Source organism: Hyphococcus lacteus (assembly GCF_041058985.1).
Classification (GTDB): Bacteria; Pseudomonadota; Alphaproteobacteria; order Caulobacterales; family Parvularculaceae; genus Hyphococcus; species Hyphococcus lacteus.
In genome coordinates this window covers 2,155,754-2,168,792 of record NZ_JBEHZE010000001.1, presented here as the reverse complement: position 1 = coordinate 2,168,792, position 13,039 = coordinate 2,155,754, and the positions used below count along the sequence as shown (strand labels likewise).

Annotated in this window: 12 protein-coding genes; 5 read left to right on the top strand and 7 right to left on the bottom strand. The window is 51.7% G+C overall.

The features are described 5' to 3' along the window. Nucleotides 1-75 precede the first annotated feature (75 nt). Nucleotides 76-2,661, top strand: a complete 2,586-nt coding sequence (locus ABFZ84_RS10300) for an MMPL family transporter (protein WP_369313934.1) — start codon at nucleotides 76-78, stop codon at nucleotides 2,659-2,661. A gap of 171 nt (nucleotides 2,662-2,832) precedes the next feature. Beyond that, nucleotides 2,833-3,462: an ABC transporter substrate-binding protein gene (locus tag ABFZ84_RS10295; protein WP_369313933.1), complete on the top strand. Its 630-nt coding sequence runs from the start codon at nucleotides 2,833-2,835 to the stop codon at nucleotides 3,460-3,462. A 4-nt stretch (nucleotides 3,463-3,466) separates the two neighbouring features. Here ABFZ84_RS10295 and ABFZ84_RS10290 read toward each other — a convergent pair whose 3' ends face one another. Together ABFZ84_RS10290 and ABFZ84_RS10285 are read right to left on the bottom strand one after the other, a co-directional pair. Next, a complete protein-coding gene (locus ABFZ84_RS10290; protein ID WP_369313932.1) occupies nucleotides 3,467-4,354 on the bottom strand; it encodes a polyprenyl synthetase family protein in 888 nt (295 codons plus the stop codon). 58 nt (nucleotides 4,355-4,412) lie between these two features. Then, nucleotides 4,413-5,075, bottom strand: a complete 663-nt coding sequence (locus ABFZ84_RS10285; protein WP_369313931.1) for a hypothetical protein — start codon at nucleotides 5,073-5,075, stop codon at nucleotides 4,413-4,415. A gap of 295 nt (nucleotides 5,076-5,370) precedes the next feature. Here ABFZ84_RS10285 and ispH point away from each other — a divergent pair, with 295 nt between their 5' ends. Together ispH and hpnH are read left to right on the top strand one after the other, a co-directional pair. Next, the gene (gene ispH / locus ABFZ84_RS10280; RefSeq protein ID WP_407067084.1) at nucleotides 5,371-6,363 is read left to right on the top strand and encodes a 4-hydroxy-3-methylbut-2-enyl diphosphate reductase; all 993 of its coding nucleotides are present in this window, start codon (nucleotides 5,371-5,373) and stop codon (nucleotides 6,361-6,363) included. Nucleotides 6,364-6,415: 52 nt separating this feature from the next. Continuing rightward, the gene (gene hpnH / locus ABFZ84_RS10275; protein ID WP_369313930.1) at nucleotides 6,416-7,570 is read left to right on the top strand and encodes an adenosyl-hopene transferase HpnH; all 1,155 of its coding nucleotides are present in this window, start codon (nucleotides 6,416-6,418) and stop codon (nucleotides 7,568-7,570) included. Here hpnH and ABFZ84_RS10270 read toward each other — a convergent pair. From ABFZ84_RS10270 to hpnC, 4 genes are read right to left on the bottom strand one after another with little or no spacing between them, the layout of a single operon-like run. Next, nucleotides 7,514-8,236: a phosphorylase family protein gene (locus ABFZ84_RS10270; protein ID WP_369313929.1), complete on the bottom strand. Its 723-nt coding sequence runs from the start codon at nucleotides 8,234-8,236 to the stop codon at nucleotides 7,514-7,516. The genes hpnH and ABFZ84_RS10270 overlap by 57 nt on opposite strands. Next, entirely contained in the window at nucleotides 8,233-9,516 is a 1,284-nt protein-coding gene (hpnE, locus tag ABFZ84_RS10265) for a hydroxysqualene dehydroxylase HpnE (protein WP_369313928.1), read from the bottom strand. Before hpnE ends, ABFZ84_RS10270 begins: the two co-directional genes overlap by 4 nt. Beyond that, nucleotides 9,513-10,400, bottom strand: coding sequence for a presqualene diphosphate synthase HpnD (gene hpnD, locus ABFZ84_RS10260; RefSeq protein ID WP_369313927.1), 888 nt, complete (start codon nucleotides 10,398-10,400; stop codon nucleotides 9,513-9,515). Before hpnD ends, hpnE begins: the two co-directional genes overlap by 4 nt. Continuing rightward, nucleotides 10,397-11,302, bottom strand: coding sequence for a squalene synthase HpnC (gene hpnC, locus ABFZ84_RS10255; RefSeq protein WP_369313926.1), 906 nt, complete (start codon nucleotides 11,300-11,302; stop codon nucleotides 10,397-10,399). Before hpnC ends, hpnD begins: the two co-directional genes overlap by 4 nt. A 110-nt stretch (nucleotides 11,303-11,412) precedes the next feature. On the opposite strand from hpnC, the gene ABFZ84_RS10250 reads away from it, so the two are divergent. Further along, on the top strand, nucleotides 11,413-12,549 hold the full coding sequence (locus tag ABFZ84_RS10250) for a glycosyltransferase (RefSeq protein WP_369313925.1): 1,137 nt from the start codon (nucleotides 11,413-11,415) through the stop codon (nucleotides 12,547-12,549). Here ABFZ84_RS10250 and ABFZ84_RS10245 read toward each other — a convergent pair. After that, nucleotides 12,546-13,022, bottom strand: coding sequence for a universal stress protein (locus ABFZ84_RS10245; RefSeq protein ID WP_369313924.1), 477 nt, complete (start codon nucleotides 13,020-13,022; stop codon nucleotides 12,546-12,548). The two genes, ABFZ84_RS10250 and ABFZ84_RS10245, sit on opposite strands and share 4 nt — an antisense overlap. Between the last annotated feature and the right edge of the window lie 17 nt (nucleotides 13,023-13,039).

The following is a 13,039-nucleotide window of genomic DNA, read 5'->3' as shown; positions in this document are numbered from 1 at the left end:
GTTATTTCTCTATCATTTCCACGGACTACGAAGCATCCTATAGTTACGAAAAGCAAAGGACATTCACAAAGTCGGATGTTAAAGTTTATTGAACGAATATTGGCGGCGTGGGCCGAACTGGCGCGCCGGGCCGGGGTCATATTAGCGGCAATTATCCTCGTACTTGCGGGGTTTTGCGGCTATTTTGCGGCTACGCATCTGAAAGTGAATACCGATACCAGCGCGATGCTGGATCCGGATTTGCCGTTCCAGCAGCGAGCGGCCGAGCTACGTGATGCCTTTCCGCAGCTAAAGAACGACGTCATCGTTGTGATCAAGGCCCCGACGCTTGACGAAGCTGACGCTTACGCCACCGATTTGCGCAACCGATTGCTCGATCGAACCGAAGGTTTTACCGCCGTATTCGCCCCGGCTCAGGAGCCATTTTTTCGAGAGAATGGCCTTCTCTATCTTGATCAAAGCGAACTCCAAGCCCGGCTGACCCAAATGTCAAAAGCATCGGGCCTGATAGAAACTCTGATCAAAAGCCCAACCATAGGGACCTTCTTCTCTGCCCTCGCGGAAAATGATGCGCTGGCTGAGCGATCGGACCTCGGTAAAGAAACACTTGACCAGCTTTATACGGAACTCGCGGATGTGGTTGAGGCCAGCATAGAAAACAAACGTCGTCCATTTTCATGGATGGGTGCGCTTGATGCCGGTCAACGCGAAGGCGAAGCCTATACGCGCTTAGTCTACGCCACACCCGTACTCGACTATGCCCGCCTGCAACCTGCGAAAGCTGCTATCAATGTCCTCCGTGCGGAAACCGAAAGTTTAAACAGCGACTACGGAAACCGCGTTGAGACCTATATCACTGGCGATCCTGCCCTGCGGCTCGAAGAATTAGAAGCCGTCACCACCGGGATCGGACTTTCCTTACTGCTTTCGCTGATCCTCGTAAGTGTCTTGCTGCTGCTATGTTACCGCTCCGTCGCCATGGCCGTTTTGACCCTTGTCGGGCTGGTGATCACCTTGACCTTTACGTCTGCATTTGCAGCCGCTTTTGTGGGCGAGCTGAATCTCGTCTCAGTTGCCTTTACTGTTTTGTTGGTGGGGCTTGGGCTTGATTTTGCCATCCATCTTTTGCTGCACATTCAGGAGCACCGAGCCGCAGGACGCGGGAACCAGTCAGCCTTGCGTCGTACAATTCACGAAGTCGGCCCCGCCCTTGCCTTAGCCGGCCCCACAACCGCAATCGCATTTCTTTCTTTCGTTCCGACGAAATTTGACGGAATCGCCCAGCTTGGGATCATCGCCGGTGCCGGTGTCATCATCGCATTTTTTGTAACGGTGACGTTCGCCCCCGCTGCCCTCGCACTTTTCAAAGGCCAGCCCAAACGAAAACCAACTGGCAATATTCGCGGGATTTTTGACGCAATCAGTAAAATCTCTGGTCCGGTTGCAATTGCCACCATTGCGCTCGGTTTCTTGGCGCTATTCTTGATGCCACAAGTTCGTTTCGACGCTGACCAAATGGCGCTTCGCAATCCATATTCACCGTCGGTCCAAGGGTTTAATTTGTTGTTTGATAACCCTGAAACCGTGCCTTATCGATTAAGCAGTCTGGTTCAAACACAAGCCGAAGCCGTTGAAATCGCACAAAATATCTCATCACTTGAGACAGTTGATGCTGTGCGGCTATTGCCCGACTTCGTTCCGGACGAGCAAGACGAAAAGCTGGAGCTGATCGACTTTGGTGCGGGAACGCTTGTCTTCGCACTCGATGCTGAAGCCGGTTCAGTGTCCGGCCCTGATGCGCAAATCGGCATCAACAAATTACAACAACGATTAAAGATCGCTTACACCGACGGATCAGGCGCGCGCCTTTCGCAATTACTCGACACGATCGAGGGTCACGAAGAAATTCTTGAGGAAAATATCTTCGCGTTCTGGCCCCAACTCATCACGCAATTACGCACACAGTTGAATGCGGATTATATTGAAATAGAAACCCTGCCCGCTGCACTACGCGAACGATATTTGAGCGAAGGCGGCCAATGGCGTATCGACATATTGCCTAAGGACGATGTTCGTGATTTCCGTGCACTTGATACATTTGTAAAAGATGTCGAGGCCGTTGTCCCAGATCTTGCGGGTGGTGCCTATCAGGCCAGAAAAGCAGGCGAGACGATTTCTGCCGCGATGCTAGAAGCAACCGGCATAGCCTTTGGCGCTATTGCCATTTTTCTTTGGTTGCTCGTGCGCAAAATTAGCACCGTCATTTTAATGCTGTTCCCGCTAGCGCTCGCTGCAATTCTAACATCCGCCACAGGGGTATTGCTCAACATTCCGTTCAACTACGCGAATGTGATCGTCCTTCCGCTTCTTATTGGCATTGGCGTCGATAGCAGCATCCATTTGGTATTGCGCAACCAACAGGTGAAAGCGGGCGAAGGCGTTTACGGCACATCCACGCCACGCGCCGTATTCTTTTCCGCCTTAACAACGGTTGCTTCATTCGGCAGCCTAATGCTCTCGCCGCATCGCGGCACAGCATCAATGGGCGAGCTTCTTTCAATCGCCATTGCGTTTACACTGGTGTGTACCCTCATCGTATTACCGGCAGCATTTCAGCTAGAGGAACAGCAGACCGCAAAACGAAAAGCGCGCTCCCCCTAAGGGCTATAAATTCCCCATCATTTCGCCTGTAGTACACTGATAGATAACGAAAAATTCATTCACAGCCGCAGCTTAGGCATTTTGGTGCTGGAATTCGGCCATAATCGTCCCATATTGAACAAACCTACCTGAGGCGATGTCTCGCCGCTTACCAAATCTGAGGTTTCGACCATGTTTATGTCTCGTGTTCGCGTGTTTGCCGCGCTTCTTGCTGCCTCCGCTGTAACGCCCGCATTGGCGCAAGAAACCCAACCGGCTGCAGAAGTTGAAGTCAGCACGGTAGACGGCGCAGTTGCCTTCGCAAAATCACTCACCGCTAATGCAACATCAGTTTTAACGGATGAGAACAAAAGCGAAGCCGAGAAGTTAGAGAATTTCCGACAGGTTCTCGCCGACGGCATGGCGCTCGACATCATCGGGAAGTTCATGATTGGCGACACGCGCAAGAGTATGAGCGACGAACAAACCACGCGTTATGACGCAATTTTTCCGCAATATATTACAAAACTCTACGCTGAACAGTTTCAAGAAATCGTCGGTAAACCACTCGAAGTCGTCGAAGCTAAAGAACTTGGCGCGCGCGACGTGATCGTTCGCACTAAATTCGACCGCAAAGAAGGATCGCCGATCATGGTTGATTGGCGCGTCCGAAAACTGCGCTCGGGTGATCGCAAAGCCATCGACATTATCGTTTCCGGCGTTTCAATTATGCTTGTGAAGCGTGAAGAGTTCTCGTCATTCGTTTCAACGAATGGTGTCGACGCCTTGCTCGACCGACTTGAAAGTGAAGCGTCCGCTTAGCGCCCTAGCTCTTCCGCTCAAAGACAAAATCCGCTGCCCCTTTGAGCGGTTCAGCCGCCGCACCAAAACGGTCGAGATGCGACTTGCAGCGCTCTACTAACGCTGATGCTTTTGACTTCGCCCCATCCATGCCCATCAATTTGATGAATGTGGCTTTATCCATTTCGGCATCCTGACCGGCTGGCTTACCGAGCGTTTCAGCATCAGCAGTTGCATCGAGAATGTCATCGACGATCTGAAACGCTAGGCCAAGGTCTTCGGCATACGCACTTAATGCCGCAACTTCATCGTCACTGGCACCGCCAACAATACCCCCGCCGACAGCCGAGAAGCGAATTAATGCTCCGGTTTTTAGGCGCTGAAGTTCAGTCACGCCCGCCAGGTCAAAGTCCTTTTGCTCGGCATAAATATCGATCATTTGCCCGCCAACCATGCCGATTTTGCCCGACGCGCGCGCCAATTCGAGCGCAATCGCACAGCGGATATTTCCATCCGGATGGGTATCGGCTTCGGCAAGAATTTCAAATGCTTGCGTCAATAATGCATCGCCAGCCAGAATCGCCGTCGCATCGTCAAATTTTTTGTGAACTGACGGACGACCACGACGCAAATCGCTGTCATCCATGGCCGGAAGATCATCATGGATCAGGCTATAACAATGGATCATCTCAACGGCGCAACCAACGCGGATCGACCGCTCACGGGGGGTTTCAAACATATCGGCTGCGGCAATGGCTAAAAACGGCCGCAACCGCTTACCGCCATCAAGCGACCCCCAACGCATAGCATCGACGACGCGACCCAATGGGCCATCGCGCTGAGGCAAAAATTCATCAAGCGCAGTCTCGACGAGTGCTGCTGTTTCTTTAATCGTCTCTGAAAACGCCGTCATGGTCTGCCCTTGTCGCTTGTGATTCCGGCTGGCTTGTTAGCCTGCCCGCCCCCAACCCTCAAGGCTGCTGGCGTGGTTTCGTAAAACCACTTCCCTCACAAGTCCCGCACATCCTCGCAATGAAGCCCCGCTTGCCGCGACCATGGCATTCTTCACAGATGGCTTTTTTGTTTTTTCCGCCAAGAAAACTCGACAGCATATCAATCGGTCGGTCATCCGCCGGGGCTGGTGCTACATTGACCGCAAAACTGCGGGCGGCCTCTAACCGCGCCGCGGGGAAGGCCGCCACTAACGACGAGTGGGCTTCGGAGAGTCCATGAAGCGTCATCATCAGATCCCGCCGCCACGTCTCTAACAATAGGCTGAACTGGCCCTGATCAAAACGACCCGTCACCTGCAGTCCGGCCATGAGAAACAAATCTCCGGCCTCAATCGCGACCATGCTGATGTGTAAATTACGATTCAGTGCCTCAATTAATTGATCGTTGACGGGGAAGCCGGCAAATCGCGCGAGAAAACCAAATTCCACCACCTGCCCTGAACCAGCGCCCGATTGCATCAGGGCAACCACAAAATTGATGCCGTTCTCCTGAATGCCGAAAACTTTTAGCGGCCCGTCCTCGCCTAGTTCGTCGAGAACGCCATATTGGTCTTCAAGCGCAGCAATAATCTTGGATAACGGCCAAGCGCCATCCTCTCCGCCAGTAAATTTTGCAAACACGCCCATCCCCCTCAATTTTCCCCGCCCGAAGGCTACACCACCGGCCAAACCACGCCAAGTCACGCTCCCGACTCATGCTGCTGTGGCGATGGCTCTTTGGCCGTGCCCCTTTGGCAACGGTCGATGAAATCTGCGTTACCTGCCCCCGGCTTGTTTTGCACCGCAGCGCAACACGCGATATATGTCTGAGAGAATACGGCTTTAGGTGGTTGCCGCGTTGGCAGCCGCGTGAAATAAAGCATTCAAGTAATTAACGAAAATAGCCGATGCGGAATTGGTGTGGGGGCGAGTGATAATGGCGTCTATGAACGAAAATATAAAAGTGGTTCTTGCCCAACCGCGTGGTTTCTGCGCGGGCGTTGAACGGGCAATCGACATTGTTGAGCGTGCCCTCGAAAAATTTGGGGCGCCTGTCTATGTCCGCCACGAAATTGTTCACAACAAATATGTTGTCGAAACATTGCGCGCACGTGGCGCGATTTTCGTTGAAGAAATCGACGAAATCCCGACCGGCGCAGTCACCGTATTTTCCGCCCATGGCGTTGCTCGCAAAGTCGAAGATGGCGCACTCGTGCGCGAGCTGGACGTAATCGATGCCACCTGCCCACTTGTGACCAAAGTCCACAAAGAAGGGCGTCGCTATGCCGAAAAGGGCTATGATATCGTTCTGATCGGTCACATCGGCCATCCAGAAGTCGAAGGCACACTGGGACAAATTCCGGGTACGGTGCATGTAATTTCCGAACCCGAAGACGTCGCAGACCTCAATGTTGCCGACCCGAACCGAGTTGCTTTCGTTACCCAGACCACGCTCTCGGTGAACGATACCAAAGATGTCATCGCAGCACTTCGCGTGCGCTTCCCCGACATTGTCGGGCCTGACACGCGCGATATCTGTTACGCGACACAAAATCGGCAGACCGCTGTGATCGCCATGGCGAAGCAAGTTGATTTGCTTCTGGTTGTCGGCGCACATAACAGCTCTAACTCGAATCGCTTGCGTGAAATTGGCGAAAATTTCGGCATCCCGAGTTATCTCATCGAGAACGCATCAATGTTCGATCCGGCGTGGCTCGAAGGTGTGCAAACTGTGGGCCTGACGGCTGGTGCTTCCGCGCCGGAAACTTTAGTGCAGGAAACAATTTCACGTCTTAAAAATTACCGTGATGTCACCGTAGAAACCCTTGATGGTGTTCAAGAAAACGTCCACTTCAAGCTCCCCAAGGAATTGGCCGATGTACCACGTCCAAAAGATGCCATGGAAGCTTGGGCCGTCAGTAACGCCTAAAAATCACGAACCACTATCGAAACACAGAACAATAATCGTCCGGAGAATTAAAATGTCAGTATCGCTCCACCAGCAACTTCGCATCGGTGCCTATGTCATGAAGCAAACGCTGACAGGACGTAAGAAATATCCGCTCGTACTTTTTCTTGAGCCCTTGTTCCGTTGCAACTTGGCGTGTCCCGGTTGTGGTAAAATTGATTACCCTGCGCCGATCCTCAACAAGCGTCTGTCCGTGCAGGAATGTTTTGATGCAGTCGATGAATGCGGCGCGCCCGTTGTTGCGATCCCCGGTGGTGAGCCGCTAATTCACAAAGATATCGGCGAAATTGTCGAAGGCATTGTGGCGCGTAAGAAGTTTGTTTCGCTTTGCACCAACGCACTTCTTCTTGAAAAGAAACTGGATCTATTTAAACCATCACCGTTCTTGTTTTTCTCTGTCCACCTAGATGGCCTGGAAAAAGAACATGATCACGCCGTTGATCAAAAAGGCACTTTCAAGATTGCTGTGAAAGCCATTAAAGCCGCTCAAGAAAGAGGCTTTCAGGTTAACGTCAATGCGACGATCTTTGACAACATGACCGCAACTCAAGTTGCTGATTATCTCGATTTTGCAACCGATCTTGGTGTCAATGTTTCGATCTCGCCGGGCTATGCCTATGAGCGCGCCGAAGATAAAGACCATTTCCTATCACGCGAAAAAACCAAACAACTGTTCCGTGATATTTTTAAAATTGGGAAAGAACGTGGTCGGCTTTGGAACCTATCTCATTCATCGCTTTTCCTCGACTTCCTTGCGGGCAATCAAGAATATGAATGCACGCCATGGGGCTCACCAACACGCAGCGTCTTTGGTTGGCAAAAACCGTGTTACCTTCTGGGGGAAGGATATGTTTCTTCCTTTAAGGAATTGATGGAAACCACCGAGTGGGAACAATATGGCACCGGTAAATACGAAAAATGCTCAAACTGCATGGCGCATTGTGGTTATGAACCGACAGCCGCAATGGACGCGGTAAAGAACCCGTTCAAATTGTTCAAAATTCCGAACATGTTTAAAATCAAAACCGAAGGCCCGATGGCACCGGAAATTGACCTTTCAAATGCGCGTCCCGCGGTTGATGTGCACGAAAAACTCGTGGCCGCTGAGATGTCAAAGATCGAGGCTGAGAAAAAAGCGAAGAAAGAGCGGGCCGAGGTCGCGGCGTAATGTTTTTGTCGCCGCAGCGCTATCTGCACCCAATTTCATCAGTAACGGGAACTGTTTTGGATCCCGCGTAGCTGCGCCAAGTGTCGCAAATATGCGGGTCGATCCGTCGGGTGCCACTGCATTAAGCGCCGCCATAGGCAGCGCTCGATCAGCCGGGTCGGCAATGGCGCGAATTGCAATAAATGGTAATCCAAAATGGGCGGCGGCGCGAGCCGCGCCGTGGCTTTCCATATCAACAGCGATAGCGCCGTGCTGCTCGAACAGCGTAGCTTTTTTCTGAGCGCTCTCGATAATTTCATCTGCGCCAAACAAGTTTCCAAAAACCGGGGCAGAGCCGGTCTCTTCTTGCAGCGCGTATCGCTGTTTAGCGTAGTGCGCCTTCACAGCGTTTAATAACGCTCGGTCACTGCCAAAAGCTGATCCACTTTGCGTTATTGTTGCCTCACCAATAACAAAGTCGCCGGGCACTAGGGCGGGATCAAGACCGCCCGAAATACCCACCGAAATTATCGCTGAAGCCCCCTCCTCACAAAATTTCCGCGCACAGTCCTCAGCCCGTTGGGCATTTGCACCAGATATTCCGATGCGGGTTTTTGGCGAACCAACCGAACGCTCAACGGTTTGTGCTTCAGATTTCAACCCGCATATGACACCGACAAAACTCACGGCTTACCCTGCATATTTGCATGCAACACGAGTTCCGCAGCTCGATCACCAGACCTGATCGAGCCTTCAATCGTTGCGGGGACGCCAGTGTCAATGTGATCGCCCGCAAGGAACAAATTTCGATAATGGGTTTCCGGTTTGAGACGCTTTCTCACACCCGCAGGGGATTGATCCGGCGTTGCGCGTTTTTCCCGGATCACGCGAACACGCTCATATGCTGCCTCACCCAAATCAAGCGCGACACACACCTCTTTCCATATCTGGGCAACCACTTGGTCATTCGGCATATCATCTGTACCGAGCGCATCTGACGCAGAAGTTGTAATCGAGATTACATCATCACGTACAAACGCCCATTGTCCTGCGCTCGAAACCATGCCGATAAAGGGGCCATCTCCGAGCGCTTCCTTGGGTACTGGTCGGCCCAATCGATAATGAATATTTAGAATACTCGCTTCATCCTCAGGCGGATCAATATCAGGCAATAATTGTTTTAGTCGCGACGGCGGGATCGCAAAAATAACTTTATCTTCTGGCTCTAGAGTTACAGTCTCATCAGGGAAATTAAGGCTCGTCACCTCGCCGCCTTCCATCCAAGCGCTACGCAACCGCGCCCCTACTCGCACCGTACCGCCATTGGTTTCAATGAATTTCACCGCCGGGTCGATAAAAGCATGCCCCAACCCGGTCTTCGCCGTTAGCGGTATTGACGCCTGCCCACCTAACAAAAAGGTTTCGCGGATCACCCGCCAAAGTAGCTTTGCCTGGCCTTTTTCCGGGGTCGTATTCAAAACGGCAAGGGTCAATGGCTCCCAAAAGCGCTCAAACAGAACGCTGTCAGGATCAACCACATCCGCAACAGTTTGCGCGTCATTTGCAAAAGCAATTTTTGCCGCCCGCACATAATCCATCAATTTCGTGTGGGGCACGCGCCATTTTTTATCAAAAACCCAAAACGGAATCGGCCCTTCGTTAAGTCGAACCGTCCAACGATTTTTGGTCACTACATCAACAAATGGATAGAGCGCGAATTTTGGCCCCGTTAACGGATCGACTGTGCCGATCCGGTCAAGATAGGACAATGACGATTTATTGCCCGACATGATCAGATGGTTGCCGTTATCAATTTCCCGTTCGAGATGCTTGTCAAAAAATGTCCGACATCGACCGCCTGCATGTCCCGCGCTATCATAAACGGTGACTTTTACGTCATTTTCAATAAGTCGAACAGCGGCAGCAAGGCCAGAAAGCCCTGCGCCAATAATATGTACACGGCTCATTTTTTATGATTGCCCACTAATTTCGGTGCCACTAGCCAACGCATAGCAATAGATAGCTTTTCAGCCTTGCTCATTTCAATCCGCGGTTGACCATTCGCCCAGCCACGCAAGGTCATTTTATCTAGATAACGCTCATAGACACCCATCATCAAAAGGGCTGGACGCAAAATGCGCCAGTCAAGCGTGCCCAATGCCTCTCGCGCATCAGCAAATTTTGCACGCGCTAATTTTGCCAGCTCAGCACGTACAGCAGGAAGGCCCGGTGCTTGTGCGATTGCATCAGGGTTTAATGGGCAATCATGTTTCTCAAGCAGTTCACGCGGGAGGTACAAACGCCCCTCCGCTGCGTCTTCTTCGACATCACGCAAAATATTAGTCAGCTGAAGCGCGTCCCCCAATGAAATTGAAAAATGCGATGCAGCAGCGGTCCTGGGCGCACCGAAAACCGGCATCGATAGCTGCCCGACTGCCCCTGCGGCGCGCCTTGTGTAAGCTAGTAACTCGTCCATGTTAGGTGCAATCACCGGGCCGGCCGCATCCATCTCCATCCCTTCGATCACAAGAAAAAATTCATCCTTAGGCAAATCGAATTCCCGCACAGGTTCTAACAGTGCGATACCCGTCGGGAATTCCGGGCGACCATCATAAATTCGGTCAATCTCCGCCCGCCAGCCCGCCAGCGCCACTCGTTTTTCGCCAGTGTCACCCTCTTCGTCAGCAATATCATCAACTTCACGGCAAAAAGCATAAACCGCATACATCGCTTCACGGCGGCGCTTCGACAAAATTCGCATACCGGGACCAAACGAAGTGCGCGATCGCTTCACCGTTTCATAGGTATGCCTCCGCGCGTCTTCGAGCGAAATTGCCGAACTGGCTGTCATTGTTCTGTGCCCTTGCCGGCAGCAAAAAACCCAGAGATCGCCCCTCCGACAGCCGCGACGGCAAAATCTATTTTGCTCAGGGAAACCCGTGTTGCCAGCGGATCACCATTGCGTAACAACGTAATCAGCCTATCGGCCAAGCGGACAATAATTGCAGATTCCATCGCTAGGTGTTTTGATTTAATAACACTCGGCAATTTTCGCGCATCGACCATTAATGCTTCGCACCCATCAAGCATTCGATCCATCGTTGTGCGCATCGCTGGCGTTACCGCAGCTTGATCCACATCACTAATTGACCCGCCCTCTTCGCGAAGCCAATCACCAACAATATAAACTCGGTCCAGATCTCGACGGTCCTCTCCGCAGTCCTGAAGGTGATTTACGACCTGAAGAACGATGCAAAGCGCGTCGGAATAAAAATATGCCTCGCTATCCTCACCATGCAAATCAAGAAGATATCGCCCAACGGGACATGCTGATAATTGGCAATAGCCAACCAATTCGTCCCATGTCTCATATCGGTTTTTTCGTGCATCTTGCACAAACGCCGCCACTAAATCTGAGCCATGCTTTGTGGTGACTTCGGTCTCCTTCATGCTTTCATGAAGGGCATGGGCTTTTTGATACTCTGTACCATATCCCGGCTCGCCCAATAGCGCTGCTTCAAACGCGCGCAATCGTTCGATTTTCTCCGCGCTGCTTAGCGAAGGATTGTCAGCGACATCATCTATCGCACGCGCAAAATTATAATAGGTGGCCACATGGGGCCTGAGATGTTTCGGTAACAAGAATGACCCGACGGGAAAGTTCTCGTCCTTGGCACCTTTACCCGAAGGCGTCTCGGCGGCGCCGAGCGACGGATCGGTTTCTGGTTGTGATGATTCTGCGTGTGTCGTCATGCCCGCACCTTACGGATTTTCCTGCGCTTTCCAAGGCAATCTGTTGTATCTTGACGGTTTCCTGACGGGACTTGGCGCAAAGGCCACAGAGGCGTAAAGCCTTGGCTATTATGTTGACAATTATAGCTCTTTTCACGTGTCTCATCTGGTTATGGCTAACCTATATGCATGGTGCCTTTTGGCATTGTTCAGAACGGCTTACTGACGCACCGCCCCCCAATAAATGGCCCCATGTCGTCGCGATCATTCCCGCCAGAGACGAAGCAGAAACCATTGGGCAGATCGTGGCTGCCCATCAAAATAGCGACTATCCGGGTGAACTTACGTTGATCCTTGCCGATGACGGCTCAACCGATGGAACCGCAGATATAGCGAAGTCAAACGCGACGCTTGATGTGGTTTCCGTGCCGGACCTTCCGTCGGGCTGGACCGGTAAATTATGGGCCGTCGAAAATGCACTTACCCGCGCGGAGCAAATTGCACCAGACGCTAAATATGTATTGCTGACCGATGCTGATATTCTCTTCGCCCCTGACACATTAAGCCGTTTGGTCGCAAAGGCGGAGCACGAAAAACTAGCTTTGACGTCATTAATGGCCCGTCTTGATTCGCGCGGACCGTGGGCTTCATTCCTCATCCCCGCATTCATCTATTTTTTCCAAAAGCTTTACCCTTTTCCGCGTGCAAATAACCCTGACGACAATCTCGCTGCAGCTGCCGGCGGATGCATGTTGGTTCGCAAAGACGCGATCAAAACAATCGGCGGCATGACCACAATCCGCAAAGCGTTGATCGATGACTGTGCCTTTGCGCGTCAAATTAAAAACCTAACGCCATCGATCAAAATCTGGCTAGGGGTTGCATCAGACGAAGTTATTAGCCTTCGGGATAATCGTTCACTTCAATCAATCTGGAACATGGTCGCACGCACCGCCTATGCGCAGTTATCATTTTCGCCACTCTTGCTCATCGGGACACTAATTGGGATGGGCTTCGTCTATCTTGCGGCACCTCTCATCTTATTGTCGGTGTTCTACCATACTAATTTCATTGCGATTTTCTTTAGTGCCATTGCTTGCGGGTTAATGGCTTATACCTATTGGCCAACATTGCGTCTTTACGGACGTGCGCCGTGGGAAGCTGTTTTGCTTCCAGTGTCTGCGGGGCTTTATGCTGCGATGACCTTTACATCGGCCATGCGGCATTGGCGCGGGCAAGGTGGTCAATGGAAAGGACGGAGCTATTAAAGCTTTGCCGCATAAGCCTTAGTAACCAAAAATACAGCACACGGAGCTTCGCGAATTAAATCGCGTGATGCGCTTCCTTGAAAAAGTGAACCCCAAAAATTACGCTGGTGCGAGCCAGTCACAATTAGATCTGCATTTTTATCTTTTGCGTAATGGCCAATCACTTCGGCTGGTTCCCCATCGAGAAGAACAAATGTTGCCGTTGGGGCAAGTCGCGCGACCAGGGCCTTCAGCTTATCTTCGCTCTGTGCTCGTGCCTCGCGATTGCGTTGTACCATCGCTTCGGACATAACGGCAGAATTAGCAGCAACATCACCCGATGACACTGGCAACATCGCAGTTAACAAAGGCCAAGCGCTCAATATCTCAAGTGAGGCACCATCTTTTTCCGCAAGACTTCTTGCGGCTTTAATGACACCTTCAGCCAGATCGTCTTCAAGCGCGATCGCCGCAATGACATTATTAAACTTCACGATGTCACCTCCAAAAA